We start from the raw sequence: 26,215 nt of genomic DNA, 5'->3' as shown, positions 1-26,215 counted from the left end.
CAACGAGGCCCCTTCCCCTCCCGCCCGCCATCCGTGCGCTCAACCCGAACGCCTGTGCAGTGTCAGTCGGACCTGCTAGGGTGTTCAGGTACCAGGGCCGTCGTACGGACATTGGAGGGCGCGCGTGCTGCTGGGTCTGCGGATTTCGAACGTGGCGGTGATCGAGGAGGTGGAGGTGGCGTTCGGAGCCGGCCTCACCGTCCTCACGGGTGAGACAGGTGCGGGCAAGTCCATCCTCGTGGATGCACTGGGCCTTTTGCTCGGGGGGCGCGCCGACGCGGATGTCATTCGCGCCGGTTGTGAGGAGGCGTCCGTGGAGGGCGTCTTCGCGCGGACTCCCGCGTTGGAGAGCCGGCTGGAGGAGCTGGGCTTGCCGGACCTGGGGGAAGAGGTGCTGGTGCGCCGGGTGCTGGGACGCACCGGGCGCGGCAAGGCCTACGTCAACGGCTCACTGGTGACAGTGGGCGTGCTGGGCAGGCTCACGCGCGGGGCGGTGGACATCGCCGGTCAGCACGAGCACGTCAGCCTCTTTGATTCGGGCCTGCACCGGGTGCTGCTCGACCGGTACGGCAACCTGGAGGAGGTGTTGGCGGCCTTCTTCCGGGAGTACACCGGCCTGCGCGAGGTGGACGCGCGCATGGAGGCGCTGGGCGGAGACGAGGCGAAGGTGCGCGAGCGCGCCGAGTTCCTGCGCTTCCAACTCGATGAAATCACGCGCCTGGACCCGGAGGCCGGCGAGGACGCGCGGCTGGACGCGGAGCGCAAGCGGCTGGGCGGCGCGGAGAAGCTCAAGCGCCACGCCTCGGAAGCGGAGTTGCTGGTGTCCGGCGAGGAGCAGTCCGCCGTGGAGACGGTGGGCCGCGCGCTGGGGCTGGTGCACGAATCGGTGAAGTGTGACGCCACGCTGGCGCCGGTGGCGCAGGCGCTGAGCACCGCGCTGTCGGAGCTGGAGGAGGCGCAGCGGCGGCTCAACCGGTATGTGGAGGGGCTGGAGTCGGACCCTTCGCGGCTGGCGGACGTGGAGGAGCGGCTGGACGCGCTCAAGCGTCTGTGCCGCAAGCACGGCACGCACCTGGATGGCCTGCTGAAGAAGCAGGGCGAAATCGAGGTGGAGCTGGGCACGCTGGAGAACCGGAAGGAAATCCTGGAAGAGCTGGCCGCCGACCGCCGCAAGGTGGAGGAGCGGGCCCGGAAGGCCGCCACGGCGCTGACGCGGGCGCGTACGGCCAGTGCGGTGACGTTCGCCGCGCAGGTGCGCGAGGGCCTGGGGCAACTGGCCATGGGCAAGGCGGCCTTCGAGGTGCGGGTGACGCCATCGGAGTCGCTGCGCCCGGACGGCGCGGACGACGTGGAGTTCTTCTTTAGCGCGAACCCCGGCGAGCCGCCGCGAGCGCTGGCGAAGGTGGCCTCTGGCGGTGAGGCGAGCCGGCTGCTGCTGGCACTCAAGAAGGCCCTGGCCGACAGCGACGGGGGTGGGTGCTACATCCTGGACGAAGCGGACGCGGGCGTCAGCGGCGCCATCGCGGACGTGGTGGGGCGGATGATCAAGGACGTGAGCAGTCACCGTCAGGTGCTCTGCATCACCCACCTGCCGCAGGTGGCCGCCTATGCGGATGCACACCTGCTCATCCGCAAGGGCCTCAAGGGCGAGCGCACTGTCTCGGAGGTGGTGGTGCTGGAGGCAGGGGCGGAACGGACCCGGGAGCTGGCACGGATGATGTCGGGTGTCGAGGTGACGCGTGAGGCCCTGGGAGCGGCGGAGGCCCTGGTGCGTTCTGCCAACAGGGCGCTGGGGACCCGGGCCCGCAGGGAGTCTGGACCGGAGGGGAGCCCCCGGGGGCGGCTCCGACGCACCGCGTGAAGTACGCTAGGTGCATCCGTGTCCTTGCCCCATCCTTGGGCCTCACATAGCATCCCGGGTGTGTCCAGCACCGCAGGGCAGACCGCGGCCTCCCGCTTGAAGATAATTTCCGCCGGCCTGACGGATGTCGGGCGCAAACGTAATCACAACGAGGACAGCTTCCTCATTGATGATGAGCTCCAGCTCTACGTCGTGGCCGACGGAATGGGCGGCCATGCGGGCGGCGGCACTGCGTCCCGCATCGCGGTGGAGACCATCGACAAAGAGATGCGCCGGGCGCGGGAAGGCAAGGACAACCCCTTCCTTTCCGTCCCGAACCTCCAGGACTCTCCGATTCCGGAGGCGCTGCGCACCGCCGTGGAGCGGGCCTGCCTGGCCATCTTCACGGCCGCGCAGGAAGATGCGCGGCTGTCCGGCATGGGCACCACCGTCATCTCCCTGGTGGTGCGCGACGAGCACGCCTTCTTCGCCCACGTGGGTGACAGCCGCGCGTACCTCATCCGCGGCGACCTCATCCAGCAGATCTCCGAGGACCACTCGCTGGTCAACGAGCAGATCAAGGCGGGGATGATTACCCCGGAAGAGGCGAAGCACTCCCGCTACAAGAACATCATCACCCGCTCCGTCGGCTTCGAGGAGGAGGTGCAGGTGGACGTCATGGGGCTGGTGTCAGAGCCCGGCGACGTCTTCCTCCTCTGTTCGGACGGCCTCGCGAACATGATGGAGGACCGGGAGATCCACGAAACCGTGGTGAAGGCGCGGACCTTCGAAGAGGTCCCCAAGCGTCTCATCGACTTCGCCAACGAGCGTGGCGGCGACGACAACATCACCGTCATCGTCGTGCGAGTGGAGGCCTGACACACCCAGAGTCTGGACGTGGCCGGCAGACCTCCCTGCGGGTCTGTTGACCTTGACACTCTTGGAATGTGAGTGGTAGCTGCCCCAACGTTTCCAGCCGAGTCGAAATGCCGGTGGGCGACGAAGCGGGAGGGGTAGGCGGCGGGGGGAGGTGTTGCGCGAGAGCAAGCGACTTAGCTTGCTTCGCCAGTAGTCCCACGCAAGCAGGGGAGCTGTCCCGTGGCGAAAAAGTCCTTCACACTGATGGTGATTCCGGACCATGACGCTCCGGTCAAGCGGTACACCATCCAGCGGTCCTTTCTCACCCAGGTGGGGATGGGACTGATGCTCGTGGTGGGACTGGGCGTGGGTGCGAGCGTGCACTACTTCCAGGTGGCCGCGGACGCCTCCGAGAACCGCATCCTTCGCGAAGAGAACCTGACGCTGCGCTCGCAGCTCAAGTCGGTGCGTGAGCGCATCGAGCACATTGGTTCCACGTTGGACCGGGTGGAGCGCTTCGACCAGAAGCTGCGCGCGGTGACGCTGCTGTCCGATCCTCAGCGCAACCTGGCCATGGGCCCGACGGAGCCCGAGGCGGGCACGTCCGCGCCGGCCACCGACACGCAATTCACGCAGCTGACGTCCACGGAGACGCCCAAGGCGCTGATGGGCCGGTTGGACCGGCTGAGCGCGGAGGCCACCCGCCAGGAGCAGAGCCTCCAGGAGTTGCAGGCCTACTTCCAGGACCAGAAGTCGCTGCTGGCCTCCACGCCGTCCATCTGGCCCGCGCGCGGCTGGGTGACGAGCGATTTCGGCTCGCGCCTGGACCCGTACACCGCGGACCGCGTCATGCACGGCGGCATGGACATCGCGGCGCCGCACGGCAAGGAAGTCTTCGCGCCGTCGGACGGCACGGTGGTGTTCGCGGGCCTGGAGGGCGGCTACGGCAACGTGCTCGTCATCGACCATGGCTACGGCATCAAGACGCGCTACGGCCACCTGTCGAAGATGCTGGTGAAGGCCGGCGACAGGGTGAAGCGCGGCATGCACATCGCCGCCGTCGGCAACACCGGCCGCTCCACGGGCCCGCACCTCCACTACGAGGTCCGCGTCAACGGCATCGGGCAGAACCCGCGCAAGTTCATCCTCGAGGAGTAGTCGGCGCGGGTGGATGACGCCTCGGTGGTTCATCGAGGCGCCTCGCTCCGGACGGAAGAGACGCTCTCCCGTGGAAGCCCGAAGGGCTCCGGGAGCGCGCGCAGTTGCCGCCCCAGCGGGGACGGCCAGAAGGGCCCGGCGCTCAGGCGCTCCCGCGCAGATTCAGAGCGTCGCGGGGCCTGGGATGGAGCCATCCAGCCGGATGCGCCTGCGCTGAAGTCCCTGCGCGCGGCCGGTGCGCTCCATGACGTGGGTTCGCTCCAGCTCCGCCCACAGCAGCGGTCCCAGCACCTGCCAGTGCGAAGGTGCGTCCACTGTCAGTTCCAGCAGGCTCACCGTCCATGAGGGCACGTCCGCGTCGGGCGTTCCCTGGGGCAGCACGCGGCGCACGTCCTGCGTCAGCCGTTCACGCGTGGGGACGGCGAGGTGCTCCTCCACCGTGAGCTGCGACGTCGGCACGAGCAGGGCGGCGAAGGCGTCCGCGTGGATGCGCACGACCTTCGCGCCGGGGTACTGCGCGGAGAGGGACTCCACGGTTGCGCGCAGCACCGCGTCCCCGGTGGGAAAGCCGAAGCGGGCGTTGACGTTGATCATCCCCTGCACGTCCGCGATGACGGCGCCCACGCGCCACCCATCATGATGGCCGTGGGTGGACAAGTCGTACTCCTCCTTGAGGAGGTTGCCCTGGGTGAGCGCTGGCACCTGGAGCGCGCCCGTCTTCGCGTCCGGCTGGCCGCGCCGGGCCTGCTCCGCCTGGACGAGCACCTCCACGGCGGCCTGCACCGGGGCCTGGGGGCTGCGGGTGAGCACCCAGGGATGGAGGGCGATGAGGGCGGTGGCCGTGGCGTCGTCGAGCGGGTAGGGCATTGCGCTCCTTGTGTAGCGCGTCCACCGCCGGGACGCAGGGCCTCACTTCATCTTGTGCGCGGTGACGGTGACCTCATCCCGGTCATGGTAGAGCTGGCGGACGGTGAGCCCCTCCCAGCCGCCCTCCTGGACGAGCGTGTGGCGCACCCGCAGCAGGATGGGGTTCTTGTCCTTCATGGGCAGCTTGATGTTGGCCACCAGGTGCTGCGCCCAGCCGCGGCGGCCCCACTTGGCCAGCAGCTGCGCCACTTCCAGGGGCCGCCACGCCATGTCGCAGAAGAGCCAGTCCGCCGGCTCGTCGGGCGCATAGGCGAAGGCGCTCTCCTGGACGTGCTTCACGCGCGGGTTCCCCGTCAGCTCCGGCATCAGCCGGGCGGGGTCCACCGCCACCACCTTCGCGCCACGGCTCACCAGTCGCTGCGTCCAGCCGCCCGGCGCCGCGCCCAGGTCCACGCACACGTCGCCACGCTCAGGCTCGAAGGCCAGTCCGTCCAGGGCCTCCTCCAGCTTCATGGCCGCGCGTGACGGCGCGTCTCCAGCCCGCCGCATGCGCCTGCGTCCGCCCGCCGCCAGGGACACTGCCTCGCGCGCGTGCACGGTGCCCACCACCGTCACGTCGTCCGGCGCCACGCACAGGGACACCAGCAGCGCCCCCGCCTCGCGCGCCCGCTGGGCGTCCTCGACGCGCCGCCCTGGCGGCAGCCTGGCGGACACGGCGGATTCCAGCGCTTCCGCCACGGGTGCCAGGGCATTGCCACGCGGAGTGTCGGGCGTGAAGGCCTGCACCGCCCAGGGCGCCCGCCCGGGAAGCGCCAGCACGGTCCGAGTCGCGGCGTCAGCGATGGCTTCGGGGCTGGTGGCCGTCAGGGTGGCGGCCACCTGATAGCCCGCGCGGGCGAAGGCGGGCGGAGGGCCGGAGATGGCGTCACTCTCCACCAGGGCTTCGCCCAGCAGGCGGGGCTCGGCGCCGGCCCACTCCAGCTCCTCGAAGAGGTGGGCCTCGAAACCCGCGCGACAGGTCCACAGCCAGCGCCCGGGCCGGGCTGCCAGCGTCCGGGCGGGCATGGCGGGGACCTTTGCCCGGGGAGGGACTTTGGGGGCGGGCGGCGCGGTGTGTGCAGGGGGCTTGCCCCCGGGGGCAGGGCCCTGGCGGTTAGGCGGCGCTCCGGGGCGGCCCGGATGGCGGGAGGGAGGTCGTCGTGAAGGCCGGGAGGGGCCTCGGCGTTGATTTCGTGTGGGGGACATTGCGTGGGCCGGGTTCCGCTTTACTCTGAGCCGCTGCGTGGTGGGCGGCCTGCCGAGTGGAAGTTTCGGCGGACGCACGTGGTTTCCATACGTTTCTCCCTTACACCTCCAGGGATTTCCCTTCACTCGCCGCCGTCCTTCGAGGATTCTCCGGCGAGAGAGCCGACCGAATGATCGAATGGACGCTGAAGAAACTGATTGGGACCAAGAACGAGCGTGAGCTCAAGAAGGCCCACGCGAAGGTCGCCCGGGTCAATGAGCTGGAAACCCGTATGCGGGCCCTCAAGGACGAGGACTTCGTCTCCGAGACGAACCGCATGCGGCAGGAGATCCAGAACGGCCGTTCGCTGGACGACCTGCTCTTCGAGGCCTTTGCCATCACCCGCGAGGCGGCGCGCCGCGTCATCGGCCAGCGTCACTACGACGTGCAGCTCATTGGCGGCATGTTCCTCCACGAGGGCTGCATCGCGGAGATGCGCACCGGTGAAGGCAAGACGCTGACGGCGACGCTGCCCACCTACCTCAACGCTCTGTCCGGCCGGGGCGTACACGTCGTCACGGTGAACGACTACCTGGCCCGCCGCGACGCGGAGTGGATGGGGCGCGTCTACCGCTTCCTGGGCATGACGACGGGCTGCGTGCTGCACGAGCTGAACGACAAGCAGCGGCAGGAGGCGTACCGCTCGGACATCACCTACGGGCAGAACAACGAGTTCGGCTTCGACTACCTGCGCGACAACATGAAGTTCCGCCTGCAGGACTACGTCCAGCGCGAGCTGAACTTCGCCATCGTCGACGAGGTGGACTCCATCCTCATCGACGAGGCCCGCACCCCGCTCATCATCTCCGGCCCCACCGAGGACAGCACCGACAAGTACTACCGGGTGGACCAGGTCATCCCCGGGCTGGTGCCGGACCAGGACTACACCCTGGACGAGAAGCACCGCTCCGTGTCGCTCACGGATGACGGCATCGAGAAGCTCCAGAAGCGGCTGGGCGTGGGCAACCTGTACGACCCGGGCGAAATCGAGATGCTGCACCACGTGGACCAGGCCCTGCGCGCGCACACGCTCTACAAGCGCGACAAGGACTACGTGGTGAAGGACGGCGAGGTCGTCATCGTCGACGAGTTCACCGGCCGCCAGATGCCGGGACGCCGCTGGTCGGACGGCCTTCATCAGGCCATCGAGGCCAAGGAAGGCGTGAAGATCGAGAACGAGAACCAGACGCTCGCGACCGTCTCGTTCCAGAACTACTTCCGCATGTACTCCAAGCTGGCCGGCATGACGGGCACGGCGGACACGGAGGCGGAGGAGTTCGCGAAAATCTACAACCTCGACGTGCGCGTCATCCCCACCAACCGTCCGCCCATCCGCAAGGACCTGCAGGACGTGGTGTACAAGACGGAGCGCGAGAAGTTCGAGGCGGTGGCGGCGGAAATCGAGGAGCTGCACAAGGCGGGGCAGCCGGTGCTCGTGGGCACGGTGTCCATCGCCAAGAGCGAGGTGGTGGCCAGCTTCCTCAAGAAGCGCGGCATCCCGCACAACGTCCTCAACGCCAAGCAGCACCAGCGCGAGGCGGACATCGTCGCGCAGGCCGGCCGCAAGGGCGCCGTCACCATCTCCACCAACATGGCCGGCCGCGGAACGGACATCCTCCTGGGTGGTAACGCGGAGGTCCTGGCCAAGGCGTCCATGGGCCCGCCGCCCGAGCCGCCCACGTCGGCCCCGGAAGGGCAGCCGCTGGACCTGACGGCCTACGAAGCGGAGCTCGCGGCGTGGGAGCAGAAGCTCGCCGACACCAAGACGAAGCTCGAGGAGCAGACGAAGAAGGAGCGCGAGGAGGTCCACAACGCCGGCGGCCTCTTCATCATCGGCACCGAGCGCCACGAGTCGCGCCGCGTGGACAACCAGCTGCGTGGCCGCGCCGGCCGCCAGGGTGACCCGGGTGGCAGCCGCTTCTTCCTGTCGCTCGAGGACGACCTGATGCGCATCTTCGGGTCCGAGCGCATCCAGGGCCTGATGGAGCGGCTGGGCATGGAGGAGGGCGAGGTCATCGAGCACGTGTGGCTGTCACGTGCCATCGAGGGCGCCCAGAAGCGGGTCGAAGGCCACAACTTCGACATCCGCAAGAACCTCCTCGAGTACGACGACGTGATGAACCAGCAGCGCCGCACCATCTACAAGCTGCGGCGCCAGGTGCTGGCCGCGGGCGCGGGCGTGCCGCTGGTCGAGTACGACGAGGATCCGAAGACGCGCATCAAGACGCGCTCCGAGCGGACCGTCAGCTGGGCGGACTTCCGCGAGCTGATTCTGGACTCGATGGAGGACGTCATCGTGTCCCTCACCGACACCTACGCGCCCACCCGCGGCGTGGAGGGTTGGGACATCGCCGCGCTCCAGCAGGGCGTGAAGGAGACCTTCAACCTCGAGATGAACTTCGAGGGCGTGGGCAACCGCGAGGAGCTCCAGGAGCACATCTACAAGGCGGCGGAGAAGGTCTTCCAGGCGCGCGAGGAGGAGTTCGGCGAGAACTTCATGCGCTTCCTCCAGTACAACTACCTGGCCACCATCGACCGGCTCTGGAAGGACCACCTGCTGGCCATGGACCACCTGCGCCAGGGCATCGGCCTGCGCGGCTACGGCCAGAAGGACCCGAAGCAGGAGTACAAGAAGGAGGGCTACCAGGGCTTCATCCAGATGCTCTCCGCCATCAAGGCGCAGTTCGTCACCCAGCTCATGCACGTGCAGCCCCGCTCCGCCTCCAGCGCGGCGGAAGAGGCCGCCCGCATCCAGCGCCAGCTCGCCCAGCAGCAGAAGAAGGCGGTGGAGGGACGCGCCACGGCGGACGGCAAGCTGGATGAGGGCTCGGTGGCCGCGGCGGCGCGTCCGGCGGCAGCCAGCAAGCCGGCGGTGGGCCGCAACGACCCCTGCCCCTGCGGCAGCGGCCGGAAGTACAAGAAGTGCCACGGCGCCTCGGAGGCCAGCGTCTAGGACGCGGGTTGTCTGACAGGCTCACCGTGTAGGACGCCGGCGCGGCGCCACCCCTTGGGGAGGCACCGCGCCGGTGCCATTTCAGCCGGGCGAAAGCGCCCGCTGGGACGGCTGGAGGGCGGGGGAGCGGCATGTGCCGTCCCTGCCCGGACGGGCGGTGCGGTGAAGCTTGCGCGGCCCGGAGGGGTTCTGTTAAGGACCCCCCGCCCCAAGGTATGGGGTCGGGGGGAAGTCCACCCCAGGCAGTACCCACTACTCACACGTTCGTGCCGGTCGCCGGTGCTTCCGTGGGTGAGGGCCTCTCCTCGGAGAGGGACTCCCCCGTGGTCGTTTCGGCCGGAAGGTTTCTCGAACGTGGCGGAACAACCGGAGAGACGACATGGAAACGCAGGACACGCAGACGCAGCAGCAGGCGATGGCCGCCGCCGGTGGCATCACGATGAGGCAGCTCCTGGAGGCCGGTGTTCACTTCGGCCACCAGACGAAGCGCTGGAACCCGAAGATGAAGCCGTTCATCTTCGGCGCCCGCAACGGCATCTACATCATCGACCTGCAGAAGACGGTCGTGATGGCCCGTTCGGCGTTCCGCTTCGTGGCGGACATCACCGCGCGCGGTGGCTCGGTGCTCTTCGTCGGCACCAAGAAGCAGGCGCAGGACGTGGTCCGCGAGGAGGCCGCGCGCGCCGGTCAGTTCTTCGTCACCAGCCGCTGGCTGGGTGGCACGCTGACCAACTTCAAGACCATCAAGCAGGGCATCGACCGCCTGAAGACGCTGGAGAAGATGGCCGAGGACGGCACCTTCGAGCGCCTGCCCAAGAAGGAAGTCGCCCAGCTCGAGCGTGAGCGCGAGAAGCTGGAGAAGAACCTGGGCGGCGTGAAGGAGATGTCGAAGCTGCCCCGCTGCGTCTTCGTCATCGACCCGAAGAAGGAGCACATCGCCATCCACGAGGCGGGCCGCCTGGGCATCCCGGTCATCGGCCTGGTGGACACCAACTGCGATCCGGACGGCATCGACTTCGTCATCCCCGGCAACGACGACGCCATCCGCTCCATCAAGCTGTTCACCTCCAAGATTGCCGAGTCCTGCCTCGAGGGCGCCGCGCGTTACCGCGCCTCGGGCGCCGCCGAGCGCGACGAGCAGGAGGAGCGTGAGGGCCGTGACGACCGTGGCGACCGCCGCGATGACCGCCGTGGCCCGCGCCGCGGTGACCGCCGCGACGACCGTCGCGACCGGGGTGGTGACCGTGGCGGCGACCGCCGTGGCCCCCTCGTTGAGATGAAGGCCGCGGCCCCTGTCGCGTCCACCGAGCCGGCCGCCGAGGCCGCTGCTCCCGAGGGTGAGGCGGCGGCCGAGTAGCCGTCCCTTCCTCACGTCAGTGCCGAAGCGGCCGGGTGGCGCCTGTTCGGGCCAGCTCCCCGGCCGCCTCTGTTTCCCTGGTGCCGCAGTATCCCCTTGAACTTGCAATGCTCCGCCCGGCGCAGTGCGCCCTGGAGTGGCGGAGGCAGGAGACGACGATGGCCGAAGTTAGCGCCCAGATGGTGAAGGAGCTCCGCGAGCGGACCAACGCGGGAATGATGGATTGCAAGAAGGCGCTCTCCGAGTCGGGTGGCGACTTCGCCAAGGCCGAGGAGTGGCTGCGCAAGAAGGGCATCGCCAAGGCCGCTGGCAAGGAAGGCCGCGTTGCCTCCGAAGGTGTCATCGGCACCTACGTTCACAGTGGCCGCATCGGCGTCATCGTCGAGGTGAACTGCGAGACGGACTTCGTCGCCCGCAACCCCGACTTCCAGGAGCTGGTGAAGGACGTGGCCATGCAGATTGCCGCGGCCGGCCCCAAGTTCGTCCGTCGTGAGGAGGTCCCCACGGACAACCTGGACAAGGAGAAGGACATCCAGCGCGAGCTCCTCAAGCAGCAGGGCAAGCCTGAGGCGATGCTGGAGAAGATCCTCGTCGGGAAGATGGAGAAGTACTACGAGGGCGTGTGCCTCGTGGACCAGCTCTGGGTGAAGGACGACAAGAAGAAGGTCGGCGAGATGATCTCCGAGCGCGCCGCGAAGATTGGCGAGAAGGTCTCCGTGCGCCGCTTCGTCCGCTACGAGGTGGGTGAGGGCATCGAGAAGAAGAAGGACGACCTCGCCGCCGAAGTCGCCAAGACGCTGGGCCAAGCGTAAGGCCTCCGCGGTCCTCACGGGCCGCGAGCCTGGACGCAGGGCAGACAAGGGCCGCGCGCACCGGAAATGCCCCACACGGGGCGTCCGGGCGACGCGGCCCTCGCTTTTGCGGGTCTGTTTGGCCCCTCCCCGTGCGACCGCCAGCGGACGATGTGGGGCCGGCCCACCGACTCCAGCGTTGATCCCTCGCTGAGCGGGGGATAGAAGCGGTGGCGCATGTCCTCCGACACGAAGAAGCCGCTCCCGTATAAGCGCATTCTCCTCAAGCTCTCGGGCGAGGCCCTGATGGGGGAGGGGAAGTACGGAATCCATCCGCCCACGCTGATGGGCATCGCCGAGGAAGTCATCGAGGTGGCGCAGGCTGGCGTGGAGGTCGCCCTGGTGATTGGTGGCGGCAACATCTTCCGGGGCGTCGCTGGCGCCACGGAGGGCATGGACCGCGCCAGCGCCGACTACATGGGCATGCTGGCCACCTGCATCAACTCCATGGCCATGCAGGACGCGCTGGAGAAGAAGGGTCTGCACACGCGCGTGCTGTCCGCCATCAAGATGGAGCAGATTGCCGAGCCGTACATCCGCCGGCGCGCCGTGCGCCACCTGGAGAAGGGCCGCGTGGTGATTTTCGCGGCGGGCACCGGCAACCCGTACTTCACCACCGACACCGCCGCCTCTCTGCGCGCCATGGAAATCAACGCGCAGGTCATCCTGAAGGCGACCAAGGTGGACGGGGTGTACAGCGCGGACCCGAAGAAGGACCCCACCGCGCGGCGCTATCGGTCGCTGACTTACATGGACGTGTTGAAGCAGAATCTCAACGTCATGGACTCCACGGCCATCTCGCTGTGCATGGACAACAAGCTGCCCATCATCGTGTTCGACCTGACGCAGCGGGGCAACATCCGCCGCGCGGTGCTGGGTGATGGGGACATTGGTACGTTGGTGGGTGGCAGCGAGACCGTCTGGGCCTGAGCCCCGACCCACCGGCAAGCACTCAAGGAGAGAACGCAATGAGTGGAGACGTCGTCGCCGAACTGAAGGGCCGTATCGACAAGTCGATCGAGGGCCTGCGCACGGACCTGACGAAGGTCCGCACGGGCCGCGCCAGCATCGCCATCCTGGATGGCGTCCGGGTGGACTACTACGGCACGCCGACGCCGCTGTCGGGCGTGGCCAGCGTCAACGCGCCCGAGCCCCGGCTCATCACCATCAAGCCGTGGGAGAAGAGCGTCCTCAAGGACATCGAGAAGGCGCTGCGCGAGGCGAACCTGGGCATCAACCCGATGAACGACGGCGAGATGATTCGCCTGCCCTTCCCGCCGCTCACCGAAGAGCGCCGCAAGGACATCGCCAAGCAGGTGAAGAACAAGGGCGAGGAGTTCAAGGTCACCATCCGCAACCTCCGCCGCGACGCGAACGAGGCGCTGAAGACGCAGCTGAAGGACAAGAAGATCACCGAGGACGACCACAAGCGCATCACCGAGGTCGTGCAGAAGCAGACCGACGCGGGCATCACGCAGGTGGATGAAATCGTGAAGAAGAAGGAGAAGGAGGTCATGGAGGTCTGATGCCCTCCATCGTCCTCGCCGAGCCCTCCGCACCGGTGGCGGGCGTTCTGCGCCGCTATCTCGAGTCCGCCGGTCATGAAGTGTCCTGGGTGAGCAGCGTCGACGAGGCGCTGCGCACGGTGCGGGAACGCACGCCCACCGTCCTGCTGGCGTCCGGAACGGGCGCCCTGGACGGTGAGGCGTTGTGCCGGAGTGTGCGGGCCGAAGGCCTCGCCACGCCGGTGTTGCTGTTGTACTCGCCGGACGAGGAGCAGGCGGACACGCGGGCCGCCCAGGCGGGCGCGGACGGGTGCCTGGTGGGGCCGCTGAAGCGCCCCACGGTGCTGACGTGCGTGTCCCTGCTCGTCCAGCGCGAGGAGGCGCTGCGGCGGGTGGGTTCCGTGGGCGCGCGGCCGCCATTCCCCTCGTTTGATGGAGCGTCTCACTCGGGCGGGCCGCCGCCGCTGCCGGGCGCGATGGGCGGGCGGATGGTTCCGCCTCCGCCGCCGCTCGACGACGTGGATGCACCTGTCGAGAGCGCGGATGCGCGGGGCATGCCCCCTCCACCGCCGCTCGACGAAGAGGCACCGGAAGCGGAGACCGCACAGGCGCTGGTGGTGCCACCGTCGCGCGAGGCGGATGCGCCGTTGTCCGAGGGCCGCGGCGCGGAGTCCGCGTCACTGCCACCTGAGCTGGACGAAGAGCCCATCACGTCGCCGTCCTCCGAAGCGGGCAGCACGGCCCCGGATGTGGGCGCGGCGCCTGCTTCGGCCACAGCGGAGACGCAGGCTTCCGAGGAAGACGACCTTCCACTGCTCCACGCGGAGCCAGAGGCCGACGAGTCGGATGCCGCCGGGCAAGCGTCCGAGGACGGACCCGAGGCCACGGAGGCTGTCGCTGCGTCAGGAGCCGGTCTCGAGGCGTCGCCCGAGCCGACGACCCGGCCCGAGGCAGCGACGCAGCCCGCGGACGCGCAGAGGTCTCCGCCCGAGGCCACGGCTACCTCGGCGGCGAAACCTTCGGACTCGGGTGCTGTATCCACGAGCGCGTCTGACGCCACCCCCGCGACACCGTCCGCCAGCGCTCCGCCTCCCTCGGTGGGGGCCCGGCACTCCGGCTCCTTCCCCGCGCTCGCCCCCACGCCTGTTCCGGGCGGCAGCCGCATCAGCCGGTCCGACCTGGCGGCGGTCGGCTCCTCTCCGGACTTCGAGTTCCTCAAACGGCTGATGTTGATGGAAGTGAAGCGCAGCCGGCGCTACCGCTACCCCATCGCCGTGCTGCTGGTGGACATCGACAGGTTCGCGGAGAAAGCCGCGCCCCTGGCCCCCGCCGCGCGGAAGCTCGCGCTCGCCGAGGCCCTGGGACTGCTCGTGTCCGGCGTGCGCGACATCGACGTCGCCGTGCCCTTCGCGGACAGCCGCTTCGTCGTCTTCCTCCCGCACACGCCGCGCTCCGGCGCGCTGGTGGTGGGGCAGCGCTTGCGCGAGCTCATCAAGTCCCTGACGGCCTTCGAGGGCGCCAGCGCCTCGGTGGGCGTCGCCGTCTCCGAGCCCCCGCCGGGCCGTGGACCCGTGGCGGGCGCCCTGGCCCAGGTCAGCTTCGGCAGCCTCCTCAAAGAGGCCGGAGAGGCCCTGCGCCGCGCTCAGGCCGCGGGTGGTGACTGGGTGGAGGCCGCGAGCGGCAGGACTCAGCCGGGATAGGCGAAGTCCGCCCCGGTGATGCCGCGGACGACGTCCGCGACGAAGGACATCAACTCCAGGCCCCGGCCCTTGTCGTCCTTCCAGGTGCCGGTGGCCGCGTCGTAGTCGAAGTGGATGCCCTGACCCCGGCCCGCCACCCAGATCTGCCGCACGGCGCGCTGGGTGTTGACGATGCACTTCTCCCGCGAGGCCGCGGTGAGCGTCACCATGTCGCCGGTGCTGTCGGCTTCCAGGATGTCGGGGTCGATGGCATCCGCCGCGGCGAGGATGCGCTTGAACGCGGCGGAGACCAGCTGGTTGTAGCGAGCTTCGTCCATCATGGCCGCAATGGCCTCACTGGATGATGTCGAGCACCTGCTGACCAGGGGCGGCGTAGAACAGGAACTTGAACGGCGGTGAAGACTCCCCCTCCGCGCGCTCCAGGCCGATGACGGTGCCCGGGTTGACGGGCTTGGGGAAGGACTGCATGCCGAGCAGATGGGCCGCCAGGGCGCCCATGGACGGCTGGTGACCCACGAGGACGAGGTTCTCGTCCGCGTATTCGTTGAGCACCGGCTCCACCGCGCCCACGGGCATGTCGGGCAGCAAGCAGCGATGCACCTTCAGCGGGCCCTCGAACTTGGCGGAGATGGAGAGGATCTGCGCCGTCTGCACCGTGCGAACCAGCGGGCTGGTCAGGATGCGCCCCACGGGACCAATGCGCTCGGTCAGCGAAGCGAAGTGGTGGGCGGTGCTGGTGCGGGACTTCGCGGTGAGGGCGCGTGCCTCGTCACCGAGACCCTCGGGGATCTCCGCGTCCGCATCCGCGTGCCTAACCAGGAAAAGCCTCAAATTCCCTCCACCGCTTTCGACAGAACCGCGGTTCGTACACGAGCGCGGCAGGGTTGGTCAAAGGTAATGCGGCGATTGTTCAGTGGCCGGAACAACCCCACCATGACAGACAGAGGCGGGACGCCTCTCACCGCCCAGGTTGCCGGAGCATACATGAGGGGCTGACATGTCCCGTCTGGAGGAAAGCGCGTGCGCAAGGTGCTGTGGGGACTGTGGGTGCTCGTGGCCTTCTCGGCCTGCAAGAAACCCGAGGACGCTTCCGCGCCGCCCGCCGGGGCGGTGGGCGAGCAGGCCCCCGGCGCTCCCGCCGGTGTGGTGGAGGCTGGCCCCTACACGGTGACGAAGGAGAAGCTGGACGCGTACGTGGGCTACCAGCGGCGGATGCTGGATGTGTACGGCTCGCTCATGAAGGGCCTGCAGAACCTGGGGGCGCTGGTGGACGCCGGCACCCCGGAGGCCATGGCCGCCGCGCGCGAGGGCTTGAAGGTGGTGGAAGCCAAGGCCAAGGCGGAGGCCGAGGCGCGCCGCGAGGCACAGCTCTCCGAGGTGGACGTCAACGGCATCGCCGAGGTCGTCACCGCCGTCATCAGCCAGCGGCAGCTGGGGCGCACGCTCCAGTACGATGAGGAGCTGAAGAAGCTGGAGTCGCTCCAGGCGAAGCTGCCGCCCGAGCAGCAACAGGGCATGGCGCCCCAGGTGGCGTCGATGCGCGCCCAGGTGGAGGCCTTCCAGACGCTGGCTGACGCCCGCCGCGACTACGGCGATGCGAACGTCGACGTCGTCCTGACGCGCGAGGAAGACCTCATCCAGAACTACCAGGAGATGATTCGCGTCTTCACCGGCACGCGCCGGTGAAGACGGGCACTGCCCCCTCGCCTCAGACGCGCTTGAGGTGCGGGGCCTGCTTGAAGAGCTGCGCCAGGTAGACGTCGGCGACCTTCTCCATGACGGTGTTGCCGCGCAGGCGCTGCCGGAGGTTGACGAAGTCCACCTGGTCCAGCCGCTGGTCCTGGTTGTAGCAGGAGAACACCCACGTCTCCTTGCCCGTCACCGGGTCCACGTGCCGCTGGAGGCACTGGGCGCAGATCTCCTTCATCATGCACTGCATCGGCGAGTTGATGGAGCCGATGGCCTCGTGTCCCGGCTTGAGGTGCGGCTGGAGGACGCCGTGCCGCGCTTCGGCCACCGCGCGCATCATTCCATCCGAGCCGATGGCGATGATGCGGTCCACGTCCGCCAGGGCGACGACGGGCGCGGGGCCCAGCTTGCCTTCCGCGTAGGCCACCATCGCCTGCACCACGTTGCCCCGGAACGCCGAGTCCTGCGGCCGGCGCGGCTCAATCGTGTCTCCGGTGTCCACGGACCACACAATCTGGTCCGTGCCGGCCTCGATTTCGTCGTGCTTGAAGGAGTCCGACTTCTGCCGATAGCCGGCGAAGTACACGACGCGGCAGCCGGCCGCCTTGAGCGAGCGGGCGATGGAGAACAGCACCGCGTTGCCCAGACCGCCGCCCACGAGCACCACCGTCTCGTTGTGGCCAATCTCCGTGGGCGCGCCGGTAGGGCCCATGAGCACCACGGGCTCACCGGGCTTGAGCGCGGCGCACAGGCGCGAGGACGAGCCCATCTCCAGCACGATGGTGCCCATCAGCCCCTTCTCCTTGTCCACCCAGGCACCGGTGAGGGCCAGGCCCTCCATGGTGAGGCGCACGCCGTCCACCACGGGCGCGTTCCGCTCGAAGTTCTGCAGCCGGTAGAACTGGCCGGGAGAGAAGTGGCTGGCCGCGAAGGGCGCGCGCACCACCACCTCGACGATGGTCGGCGTCAGCCGGTTGACGGCCACCACGGTGGCGGTGAACGCCTCGTCCAGCTTGGCGAAGTGCGCGGCGCGCCGCGCGTCACGCGCGGCCTGGGCCACCTCGTCGGTGAAGTCGAGCGCGGCCACTTCCTTCGCGTACAGCCGCGCCACCTGCGGGTGACCGTCCTTCGCGCTGGACATGGCCTTCACCACGTTGCCCGCGTAGGTCGGGTGGTTGTCGCCGTAGAAGGAGATGAAGCGGCCGTCCTGCTGGTACGACGTGAAGAAGCCCGTCTTCGCCGCCGGGTCCTCCTTCGCCTTCACGGGCACCAGCGAGAAGCCGTCTTCCGCATCCACCAGTTCGTGGCTCTGGAAGTACTCGCCGCGCGCGTCGAGCTGGAAGGTGCCCGGGTATTCCTTCTCGTACGTGACGTTGGGGGACGTGCCGGCCGCGACGCACACCGTGCGCGCGGGCAGCTCGAAGAACTGGCCGCTGCCCTTGAGCTTGCCGTCCACCGTCACCATGCGCTCGAAGCGCAGCGCGCGCACCGCGCCGGAGGCGTCCGGCAGGGCCTCCACCGGGCTCATGCGCTCGATGAAGCGGATGCCTTCCTCCAACGCCTTCGTCACTTCCTCGTGGTTGAGGCGGTAGGCGGGGGACTCGGTGAGGCTGCGGCGGTAGACGAGGCTGACGCCGCCCCACGCGCGCACCAGCTTGATGAAGTCCGGGTCTCTGCCCAGGGCCTTCGCCTTCTGGCGCTCCTCGCGCACGGCGCGGCCGTGCTCCAGGAACGTCTGGTAGGTGGCTCGCTCCTCCGCGTCGAGGCGGGCCAGCACGGCCTCCTCGCCCACCTGGGACACCAGCTTCTCGTGGCGGGCGAGCGCCTTCTCCACCTGCACCGGGTAGTACGCCATCAGCTCCGTGGCGGTGTCGATGCCGGTGAGGCCACCGCCGATGACGATGGCGGGCAGCTGCACCTGGAGGTTCGCCAGCGAGTCCTTCTTGAACGCGCCGGTGAGCTGGAGCGACATCAGGAAGTCACTGGCCTTGCGGATGCCCCGGATGAGGTTGTTCTTCATCCCGATGATGGTCGGGCGGCCCGCGCCAGCGGCGATGGCGATGTGGTCGAAGCCCAGCGCCCACGCGTCCTCCACCGTGAGGGTGCCACCGAAGCGCACGCCGCCGTGGATGCGGAAGCTCTCCCGCCGCGCCAGCGTGAGGTGGATGAGCGTGAGGAAGTTCTTGTCCCAGCGCACGGTGATTCCGTACTCGGACACGCCGCCGAAGCCTTCCAGGATGCGCTCGTCCAGCTCGCTGGTAAGCGCGGACCAGTCGCGGATGGGCTGGAGCGCGTGGCCGTTGCGGCCCACGAGCGCGTCGGGGAAGGGCTCAATCTTGAGGCCGTCTATCCCCGTGACGCCGAAGCCCTCGTTGAGCAGGTAGTGCGACAGCGTGTAGCCGGCGGGGCCCAGGCCCACCACCAGCACGTTGCGGCCCACGTAGGGCAGCGCGTACGGGCGGCGGACGTTGAGCGGGTTCCACCGCGTGAGCAGGCCGTAGATTTCGAAGCCCCACGGCAGGTTCAGCACGTCCGTGAGCGTGGCCGTCTCCGCCAGCGGGATGTTCACCGGCTCCTGCTTCTGGAAGATGCAGGCCTTCATGCAGTCATTGCAGATGCGGTGACCGGTGCCGGGGCACATCGGATTGTCGAGCGTCACCATGGCCAGCGCCGCCACGGAGTTGCCCTCACGCTTGAGCAGGTGTGCCTCGGAGATGCGCTCGTCGAGCGGGCACCCGTTGAGGGGGATGCCCAGCGGGTTCTTCTTGTAGTGGTGCCCCTCGGCCACCGGGTCCTTGGCGGGGAAGCCCTTGGTGCATGAGTCCTTCTGCCGCTCGTGGCAGAGCACGCAGTAGTCCACCTCGTTCATCACGTCGCGCGAGGTGCCCCGGCGGTCGGTGAGCTTGAAACCGTCGCGGTGGCGGAGGTGGTGCTCCAGGCCCTCGGTGGCCTCGGGCAGCTCGTTGTCCGGACGCTGGAGGTGGACGAGCTGGTCGAACACCAGCGGCTTGGGAATCCGGTGGGTGGGCCAGGCGTGGAAGATGTCCTTCGTCTCCGGATGCAGCGCCCGCGCGTACGTCCAGCGGTCCGCCAGCGACAGCAGCGCGCGCACGGACTGGAGCTCCGCGGCGTCATCGCCCTGCGTGACGAGGCTGGAGCCGAAGGCGTCCTTGCCCTCGGGCGTGGACAGCAGCACCTCGCGCAGCGCGGACCAGCGGGCGCGCAGGGCCTCCGCCTCACCTTGACGCTCGGCGGGCAGCGCGTTGGAGAACAGGCGCTCCAGGTCCATCAGAGCGAGGACCGACTCCGCCAGACCCCGCTCCAGGTCCCCGGTGGCCAGTGCCTCCGGGAAGCCCAGCTGGAGCATCAGCCGCATGCGCGCGTCCAGCGAGGGGAACTCCGCCAGCGCCGGGCGGTCCGCGGCGCCCTTCTTGAAAACGCGGCGGGTGATGAACTCGCGCTTGAAGTCGAAGAGCGGCAGCTCGCCCTTGAGGCGGCCGGCCATGCGCTCCAGCTCCTGCTCCACGCGGAAGAGGCGCGTGACGAAGCGCGACACGTGGCGCGACACGCGGATGAGCAGGTCCGACTCCGCGGCGCCGCTGACGCTCTTGCCGCCAGACTTGCGGTACGCGTCGAAGGCCTGGAAGAGCTCGGGCTCATCCTCGGCGAGCTGTGCGTCGAAGCGCTCCGCCAGCCGGCGAAGACCGGCGGGACGATACAGGTCCTCGAAGACAAAGCCCGGCAGGCCCAGGGTCAGAGGAGGGGTGGGGTCGGAGGGCAGGTCAGTCAAGGCGCGCATGTCACGAACAGTGTGGGAGGAACCTGGAGAAACGGCTTCCAAGCGGCACCTATTTCGCGGTGTGCCGTCCGGAAATCAAGCGGGCTTGTCACTGGAGGTGAGGGTCTGTATCGCGTGCAGGCATGAAGGGGCTGCACGCCTACACAGTGACGCTCCTGCCTACCGCTGGGCGTGTGGCTCGCCTTCGGGCAACGCGTCACGGTGGGTAGGCAGGGACACATGCTCCAGCCGCCGACGCAGCTGCAGCAGTCCCCAGAACATGCGCGCCGCGTCGAGCCCCGGGATGACCTTGGAACCTCCGAAGTCCTCCCAGTCGATGGGGACCTCCAGGAAGCGCGCGCCCTGGCGCTTCAGCAGCACCAGCAACTCCACGTCCAGCAGCCAGCGCTGCTCCTGGAGCACGTCCAGGAGCGGCCGGAGGATGTCCGCGCGGACGAACTTCACCCCGCACTGCGTGTCGTAGAAGTGGAGTTTGAAGTTCGCATCCGTGAGCGTGGCGAAGATGCGGCCCTGCAGGTGGCGGTGGAGGCTGCGCACGACGCGGCGTCCGGCCATGAGGATGCGCGAGCCGGCCAGGACGTCCACGTTCTGCGCCATCTCTGATGCGCTCATCGCCACCAGCCGGTGGAACTCCTCGGCATTGATGGCGCCATCCGCGTCCAGGAAGGCCAGCCACGTGACGCCCGCTGACGCGTGACGCCAGCCGAGCCGGATGGCCAAGCCCTTTCCCTGGTTGCGAGGCGCCGCTACGTAGGTGAACTGGTGCCGCGCCCCCGCGGTGGCGAGGCGAGCCTGGGCCGCCTCTACGCTCGCGCGCTGGAGTTCGGCCTGCTCGGGCGCGCTGCCATCGTCGACGACGACGAACTCCACCGGCGGGGCGCTCCGCTCGAGGAACACGCGCGTGAGCTCCGCGACGAAGCGAGGCAGCCGCTGGCCCTCGTTGTAGGCGGGGATGACGACGCTGACGAAGGGCGCATGCACGTGGTCGATTGAGCACAGGTGCTGATGGGCCGTCAATGCAAGGTGTCGGCTAGTTCCCGCCTCGCACTCACCAAATCGCACGGCTCGAAGTCCAGGAGCGCGGCCTGTTCAGGAGGTCCGGGGCAGGCGCCGCGCTTCGTGTCGGGTGGTCTTCAACGGGACTTCTTGTTGCGGCGCTTCTTCTGTCCGGAGGCGTTCCGGCGCGGCGAAGCCTCCGCTGAGGGCTGTGCAGGCGCAGAAGGCGCGGCCTTCTTCGCACGGGCGGTCTTGCTCGTGACCGGCTCGCCCGCGGCGGGCACCGGTGCCTGCGCGTGTGCGGCAGGTGGCGGGACGGCCGACTTGCCCGTAGAAGCCGCGCTCACCGGCTGCCGTGACTGGGCCTTGGTGTCACGCGGCTTGGGCAGCACGGCGTCAATCGCCGGCGCCGTCGTGGTGGTCGACGCGGTGGACGGCTGTGGCACCGCTGCATCGGCAACCGCGGGGACTGGCCTCGACCGGAGTGCCTCCACCTCGCGACGCAGACGGAGCACCTCGGCGGACAGCTGCGCGTAGGAGTCGCGCACGTGTCCGTTGAACACGCGCTGCCTGCCGAGCGCCTCGTTGATGAACACCTGGCACGACTTGCGGAAGGCCCACTTGGCCAGCAGGACGACTTGTCCCACGCCACCCCGGTGGGTGTGCAGGGGGAGGGCGCGCGTGGCGTCCGCGTACTCCTCCAACGCATGCAGGTTGAAGGTCAGCGGCTCCACCCGGGGCTCCACGCCTTCGGGCGGCAGCTCCACTTCCTCGGAGGTGGGGAGGCCGCGCGTGCGCAGGCGCTCCTCGATGCGGGCAATCAGCTCCCGCGCGGGGATGTCCCGTCCCAGTAACTTCATTGGCGCTTCTCCTCGAGGATGCGTTGCATTTCTTCCCGGTAGGCCGCCACCACCTGTGGCCAGCCCTGCTTCTTCACGTACGCCAGGCCCCGCTTGCCCATGGGCCCACGCTCCGCGCCCACCTCGCGCAGGCCCTGGATGAACGACTCCAGGTCCGTGTACGCGCGGCCCGCGCCGCTGCGCTCCACCTGTCCCACCAGCACGTCCGAGCGCCCGTTCACGAGCACGGGCGTGCCCTGGGCGAAGGACTCCAGCGTCAGCAGCGACAGGCTCTCGTAGCGGGACGGCACCACCACCGCCAATGCCCCCGCCAGCGCGTCGTGTTTGTCCTGCTCGTCGATGCGGCCCAGATAGCGCACGCCCTCGCCGGACAGTTCCATGTTGGTGTCGCCCGCGAGCACCAGGTCCGGCGCGTCCTCGAACCGCTCCTTCAAGGCCTGGTGGTGCTGGAGCAGCTCGGGCACGCCTTTGCCCGGCTCCTGACGCCCGATGTAGAGCAGGTAGTGCCGGTGGATGCCGTGCTTCTCCTTGAAGCGCGCGCCATCCGCCCGAGGCCGGTCCACGCCCACGCCCACCACCCGCGTGGGTGCGTGATTCGGGAAGTACTTCTCGATGAGCGTGTGCTCCTCCGGCGTGAGGCAGAGCAGGGCGCGCGGGCGTTCGAAGACGTCCCGATACACACCGAAGCGGACTGGGGCCTCATCATGTGTGGTGGGCACCAGCAGGGCCCGGTCCGCCACCAGCGGCAGTCCCCACACCGTGGGCGCGTAGAGATAGGTGAAGAAGAGATAGCCGTCGTAGGCGTCGCGCTCGGTGGCCAGGTGGTGCAGCAGGCCGGGGCACATGGGGCCCTGCTCGGCCACCCACTGCTCTTCGCGCAGCCGCTCGTTGCTCTTGTCGAACACCTGCCGCGACAGGCCGTTGAAGCCCCGGATGTTGCGCACCCGCGTGGACGGGAAGCGCAACACCTTGATGCCGTCCACGACGTCGGGGCCGGGCGGAAACGCGTTGTCCCACACGAGGTGATTCTTCGCGCAGGTCGTCAGCACGGTGAGGTCCCAGTGTGGAGCCAGGTGCTCGGCCATCTGCGCGGCGAGCTTCTCCGCGCCGCCCGTCACCTCGCCGTAGCGCTGCACCACCAACGCCACCCGGGGACGCTCGGGAGCCTTCCGGGGCTTTGTGGGCGCGGGGCGGGGGAGCACCGTCTCCAGTGCCTTCGTGAAGCCGGTCTGCACGGAATGCGCGGAGAAGTGCTCCAGCCGCCGCGTCTGACCTGCGATGACGGGCTTGCGCAGGGACACGTCCTCGCTCAGGTCCACCGCCAGCTCCGCGAGGAAGGCGAAGCGCTTCTGGTCGAAGGCCACGCCCGCGCCGCCCAACGTCTCCGGCACCGCCGCGGCCGCGTAGGCCAGCACGGGCACCTCGGCGGCCATGGCCTCGATGAGAGGGACGCCGAAGCCCTCATGCTCGCTCATGGAGACGAAGACGGAGGCGGACCTGTACGCGGCCACGAGCTGCGCGTGGTTCAGACGTCCCAGGAAGCTCACGCCGCGCAGGCCGCGCGCCTCGCGCTGGAGCATGCGGAAGTACCGGCTGCCGGGCTCGTAGCCGCCCACCATCAACAGGCGGGCCTGGGGGCGCAGCCGCAGGACTTCGCGATGGAGCGCGAGCAGGTCCTCGAAGCGCTTGTGCGGCATCACCCGGCTCACGCCGAGCAGCACGGGGCCTGGACCTTCGAGCCGCTGGAGCATCTTCGCGTCCGCGCTGGCGCGGGAGAATCGCTCCGGTTCAATGAAGAGGGGCACCGTGTGGACGTTGCGGTAACCCGCGACGCGCAGCTCGGCGGCGTTGAAGTCCGACACGCCGATGGCCACATCCGCGAAGGGGGCCATCGCGGCGAGCTGGGCCCGTCCCGCCACCAGCGCGTCCGCCAGCGGCAGCCCCTCGTAGAAACGTGCGGGGCTGATGTTGTGGAAGACGATGCCGCGACGGCAGGGCAGGTGCATCAGCCGGCTGCTGAGCGGGGAGGCGATGCCATGGTGGTAGAGGACCAGGTCACCGGGCGCGGGACGCAGCGCGGACGCGGGGCTGGCCAGCCCTTCGAGCCCCGGGCCCACCTCGTCCGCGTACAGCGCGCCCGCGTGCCCCATGCGGCGCAGCAGGAGCTGCAGGTGCAACGCGGCCTGCCCGGTGGCGTCGCCGGGGACAAAGCTCGGTATCAACTGGTGGATCGCCATGCGGACCCTGCCTATCACACGCTCGTGGTATGAGGCGCACCGTGTCCATGGGACCTATCGCCTTCGACGCGACACTCTGGGACGAGCCGACCACCGGCATCGGCCTGTACACCCGTTGCCTGGCCTCCGCCCTGGAGGCGCTCGGCGTCCAGCTCACCCGCGTAGGGGCTCGGTCATCTGGCGAGGCTCCTCGAGCGAAAGCCGGGCGCACTGCCTGGACGCTGGGAGGCTTGCCGCGCGTGCTCCAGGGCTCGGACGCGCCGCTGTACCACGCACACGGCAACTTCAACCTGCCCCTCATCCGCGTGCCCGGCATGAAGTACGTGCTGACGGTGCACGATTTGATTCCACTGCTGATGCCGGAGACGGTGTCGTCCGCGTTCCGCTGGCAGTTCCGTCTGTGGCTGTCGCGCAGCCTGATGGTGGCGGACCAGGTGGTGTGCGTGAGCGAGCGCACGCGGCAGGACCTGCTGGCCCGCTACCCGGAAGCGGAGTCGCGCACGGTGGTGGTGCCCAATGGCGTGGACCACGTCCATGCGCCAGCCCTGGATGACACCAGCAAGGACTTCCTGCGCGCGCTCTCGCTGCCGAAGGAATACGTGCTCTACGCGGGCTCGCTCGACGTGCGGAAGAACGTGGACCTGGTGCTGGACGCCCTGGAGCGGCTGCGGCTGCGGGGGCGGCCCGTCTCGCTGGTGCTTGCGGGGCAGAGCTGGTTCGGCGCGGGTCGCGTGGAGGCGCGCATCTCCCGGCTGCGCTCGGAGGGGTTCGAGGTGCGCTCGCTCGGCTATCAGTCCGACGCCGTGTTCTACGAGCTGATGCGCCGCGCGGCCGTGTTCGTGTTCCCCTCGCGCTATGAGGGGTTCGGGCTGCCACCGCTGGAGGCGATGCGGCTGGGGACGCCCACCATCGTGTCCACCGCGGGCTCGCTGCCGGAGGTCTGTGGCGACGCCGCGCTGAGTGTGGGGCCCGACGATGCGAACGGGCTCGCGAGGGCGTTGGACCGGCTGCTCCACTCGCCGGAGGAACGACGGGCGCTCGCGGAGCGTGGAAAGGCGCAGGCCGCGAAGTTCACCTGGAAGCGGACCGCCGAGGGTACCTTGGCGGCGTACGAGGCCGCGCTGCGGCGATAAGGAGACGTATGCGAAAGCTCGTCTGGAGTGGGGTGATGCTGTGTGGACTGCTCGCGGGCTGTGCGGGTCGGCAGGATACAGGCACTGCTCCGGTGGAACCGCCACCCGCCGAGGCCGAAGCCAGCGCGGAAGTGTCGGCGCCGGCCCCTGAAGACACGCAGGCCACCGAGATTCCGCCCGCCGAGGAAGGTGAGGCGAAGGCGGCCGTCCAGCCCCTGGTGGTGACGCCCAATCCCGAGCCGAAGGACCCCATCAACATCCGAAGCGCCAAGGTGGACGGTGGCATCCTGACGGTGGCCGTGATGCATGGCGGAGGTTGCGCCGAGCACACGTACTCGCTGGCCTGGGATGGGAACCTCCAGCAGGGCGTGGATGGCACGCCCGTGGCGAACCTGGTGCTGGTGCACGATGGGAACAACGACCGGTGCAAGGCGCTCCTGCGGGCCAGTCCTCGCTTCGACGTGTCCTCGGTTTCGCAGCGCTTCGGGGCGCAGTTCGGGAAGACCTCGGGCACGGTGAACCTGGTCCTGTCGGACCAGGCTCAAGTGCGCTACGACTTCTGAGCCCTACGGTTTGGCGGGGGACGCCTTGGTGACGCCCTCCGCCATCAGGTCCTCGCGCAGCTTCGTGAGGACCTTGCCCAGCAGGTTCAGTCCGCGCCACTTCGCGGGGTGTTGGATGCGCGGGTCCTCCTCATCCAACCCCACACCCCAGATGCGATCCACGGGACTGGCTTCCACCAACTCCGTGCCCGCGGTGGCCAGGAGTGCATTCAGCAGCTCCTCGCTCTGGGTGAACTTCGCGCGGTTGCCCTCGTAGACGATGCGCTCACGCGCCTTCTCCCAGCGCGCGTTGTCGAAATCGCGGACCTTGCGGCCCAGGGCCTTGTGCGTCTTGGGCGACTTCGATGACAGGATGCTCGCCAGCGCTTCGGTGTCGCCGAAGAGCCGCGCCTTGCCTGCCATCATGTACTGCTCCGCGCACACGTAGTGCACGCCGTCCACGACAAAGTCGGAACGGTGCCACTGGGAGAAGGGGGAGTGCGCCTGCCAGAAGAAGGTGAACCGCTGCTGTCCTGCTTCGCTCATGGGCGACCTCGGGAATGGTGTGGATTGTACACTAACGAT

The 26,215-nt window shown here is 68.9% G+C and carries 21 protein-coding genes; 12 read left to right on the top strand and 9 right to left on the bottom strand.

Annotated elements, in window-relative coordinates; genetic code table 11:
• The first annotated feature begins 124 nt into the window (after positions 1 to 124).
• The 3 genes from recN to OZ403_RS39520 all read left to right on the top strand — a co-directional run bounded on the left by recN (position 125) and on the right by OZ403_RS39520 (position 3,856).
• Positions 125 to 1,861: a DNA repair protein RecN gene (gene recN, locus OZ403_RS28270; protein ID WP_140794454.1), complete on the top strand. Its 1,737-nt coding sequence runs from the start codon at positions 125 to 127 to the stop codon at positions 1,859 to 1,861.
• 60 nt (positions 1,862 to 1,921) lie between these two features.
• Positions 1,922 to 2,719, top strand: coding sequence for a Stp1/IreP family PP2C-type Ser/Thr phosphatase (locus OZ403_RS28265; protein ID WP_011555314.1), 798 nt, complete (start codon positions 1,922 to 1,924; stop codon positions 2,717 to 2,719).
• A 219-nt stretch (positions 2,720 to 2,938) separates the two neighbouring features.
• A complete protein-coding gene (locus tag OZ403_RS39520; protein ID WP_140794453.1) occupies positions 2,939 to 3,856 on the top strand; it encodes a M23 family metallopeptidase in 918 nt (305 codons plus the stop codon).
• 162 nt (positions 3,857 to 4,018) lie between these two features.
• Here OZ403_RS39520 and OZ403_RS28255 read toward each other — a convergent pair whose 3' ends face one another.
• Positions 4,019 to 4,723 (bottom strand): diguanylate cyclase, encoded by a 705-nt coding sequence (locus tag OZ403_RS28255; protein WP_140856391.1) that lies wholly within the window; start codon positions 4,721 to 4,723, stop codon positions 4,019 to 4,021.
• 42 nt (positions 4,724 to 4,765) lie between these two features.
• A complete protein-coding gene (rlmM, locus tag OZ403_RS28250) occupies positions 4,766 to 5,788 on the bottom strand; it encodes a 23S rRNA (cytidine(2498)-2'-O)-methyltransferase RlmM (protein WP_268782236.1) in 1,023 nt (340 codons plus the stop codon).
• A gap of 350 nt (positions 5,789 to 6,138) precedes the next feature.
• Here rlmM and secA point away from each other — a divergent pair, with 350 nt between their 5' ends.
• The 6 genes from secA (at position 6,139) to OZ403_RS28220 (ending at position 14,374) form a co-directional block, all read left to right on the top strand.
• Positions 6,139 to 8,961 carry a preprotein translocase subunit SecA gene (gene secA / locus OZ403_RS28245; protein WP_140794450.1) on the top strand — a complete coding sequence of 941 codons (2,823 nt, stop codon included), beginning with the start codon at positions 6,139 to 6,141 and terminating at the stop codon, positions 8,959 to 8,961.
• Positions 8,962 to 9,340: 379 nt separating this feature from the next.
• Positions 9,341 to 10,318 carry a 30S ribosomal protein S2 gene (gene rpsB, locus OZ403_RS28240; RefSeq protein WP_140794449.1) on the top strand — a complete coding sequence of 326 codons (978 nt, stop codon included), beginning with the start codon at positions 9,341 to 9,343 and terminating at the stop codon, positions 10,316 to 10,318.
• A gap of 158 nt (positions 10,319 to 10,476) precedes the next feature.
• Positions 10,477 to 11,130 carry a translation elongation factor Ts gene (tsf, locus tag OZ403_RS28235; RefSeq protein ID WP_140794448.1) on the top strand — a complete coding sequence of 218 codons (654 nt, stop codon included), beginning with the start codon at positions 10,477 to 10,479 and terminating at the stop codon, positions 11,128 to 11,130.
• A 216-nt stretch (positions 11,131 to 11,346) separates the two neighbouring features.
• Positions 11,347 to 12,099 carry a UMP kinase gene (pyrH, locus tag OZ403_RS28230; protein WP_140794447.1) on the top strand — a complete coding sequence of 251 codons (753 nt, stop codon included), beginning with the start codon at positions 11,347 to 11,349 and terminating at the stop codon, positions 12,097 to 12,099.
• A 38-nt stretch (positions 12,100 to 12,137) separates the two neighbouring features.
• Positions 12,138 to 12,695, top strand: a complete 558-nt coding sequence (gene frr, locus OZ403_RS28225) for a ribosome recycling factor (RefSeq protein WP_140794446.1) — start codon at positions 12,138 to 12,140, stop codon at positions 12,693 to 12,695.
• Positions 12,695 to 14,374 (top strand): diguanylate cyclase, encoded by a 1,680-nt coding sequence (locus tag OZ403_RS28220; protein ID WP_268782234.1) that lies wholly within the window; start codon positions 12,695 to 12,697, stop codon positions 14,372 to 14,374. The genes frr and OZ403_RS28220 overlap by 1 nt, the downstream gene beginning before the upstream one ends.
• Here the strand turns inward: OZ403_RS28220 and cyaY are convergent.
• Both cyaY and OZ403_RS28210 read right to left on the bottom strand, forming a co-directional pair.
• Positions 14,362 to 14,694, bottom strand: a complete 333-nt coding sequence (gene cyaY / locus OZ403_RS28215; RefSeq protein WP_140794444.1) for an iron donor protein CyaY — start codon at positions 14,692 to 14,694, stop codon at positions 14,362 to 14,364. The two genes, OZ403_RS28220 and cyaY, sit on opposite strands and share 13 nt — an antisense overlap.
• A gap of 13 nt (positions 14,695 to 14,707) precedes the next feature.
• Positions 14,708 to 15,205 carry a SixA phosphatase family protein gene (locus OZ403_RS28210; protein WP_140794443.1) on the bottom strand — a complete coding sequence of 166 codons (498 nt, stop codon included), beginning with the start codon at positions 15,203 to 15,205 and terminating at the stop codon, positions 14,708 to 14,710.
• A gap of 189 nt (positions 15,206 to 15,394) precedes the next feature.
• Between OZ403_RS28210 and OZ403_RS28205 the strand changes: the two genes are divergently transcribed.
• The gene (locus OZ403_RS28205) at positions 15,395 to 16,060 is read left to right on the top strand and encodes a hypothetical protein (protein WP_268782233.1); all 666 of its coding nucleotides are present in this window, start codon (positions 15,395 to 15,397) and stop codon (positions 16,058 to 16,060) included.
• A gap of 22 nt (positions 16,061 to 16,082) precedes the next feature.
• Here the strand turns inward: OZ403_RS28205 and OZ403_RS28200 are convergent, their stop codons facing one another.
• From OZ403_RS28200 to OZ403_RS28185, 4 genes are all read right to left on the bottom strand, one after another.
• The gene (locus OZ403_RS28200) at positions 16,083 to 19,862 is read right to left on the bottom strand and encodes an FAD-dependent oxidoreductase (protein WP_268782232.1); all 3,780 of its coding nucleotides are present in this window, start codon (positions 19,860 to 19,862) and stop codon (positions 16,083 to 16,085) included.
• A gap of 159 nt (positions 19,863 to 20,021) precedes the next feature.
• Positions 20,022 to 20,843: a dolichyl-phosphate beta-glucosyltransferase gene (locus tag OZ403_RS28195; RefSeq protein WP_140796619.1), complete on the bottom strand. Its 822-nt coding sequence runs from the start codon at positions 20,841 to 20,843 to the stop codon at positions 20,022 to 20,024.
• 152 nt (positions 20,844 to 20,995) lie between these two features.
• Complete coding sequence (locus OZ403_RS28190; protein WP_140856382.1) at positions 20,996 to 21,718, bottom strand: hypothetical protein; 723 nt, start codon at positions 21,716 to 21,718, stop codon at positions 20,996 to 20,998.
• Positions 21,715 to 23,955, bottom strand: coding sequence for a glycosyltransferase family 4 protein (locus OZ403_RS28185; RefSeq protein WP_140876681.1), 2,241 nt, complete (start codon positions 23,953 to 23,955; stop codon positions 21,715 to 21,717). The genes OZ403_RS28190 and OZ403_RS28185 overlap by 4 nt, the downstream gene beginning before the upstream one ends.
• A 47-nt stretch (positions 23,956 to 24,002) precedes the next feature.
• Here OZ403_RS28185 and OZ403_RS28180 point away from each other — a divergent pair, with 47 nt between their 5' ends.
• Entirely contained in the window at positions 24,003 to 25,088 is a 1,086-nt protein-coding gene (locus tag OZ403_RS28180; RefSeq protein ID WP_140858502.1) for a glycosyltransferase family 4 protein, read from the top strand.
• An 8-nt stretch (positions 25,089 to 25,096) separates the two neighbouring features.
• On the top strand, positions 25,097 to 25,651 hold the full coding sequence (locus OZ403_RS28175) for a hypothetical protein (protein ID WP_140794438.1): 555 nt from the start codon (positions 25,097 to 25,099) through the stop codon (positions 25,649 to 25,651).
• Between the two features lie 3 nt (positions 25,652 to 25,654).
• On the opposite strand, the gene OZ403_RS28170 is transcribed toward OZ403_RS28175, so the two are convergent.
• On the bottom strand, positions 25,655 to 26,176 hold the full coding sequence (locus OZ403_RS28170) for an NADAR family protein (protein WP_140794437.1): 522 nt from the start codon (positions 26,174 to 26,176) through the stop codon (positions 25,655 to 25,657).
• Positions 26,177 to 26,215 lie beyond the last annotated feature (39 nt).

This window comes from Myxococcus sp. NMCA1, from assembly GCF_026810205.1.
Taxonomy (GTDB): Bacteria; Myxococcota; Myxococcia; order Myxococcales; family Myxococcaceae; genus Myxococcus; species Myxococcus xanthus_A.
This window is presented reverse-complemented; position numbering and strand designations above follow the sequence as displayed.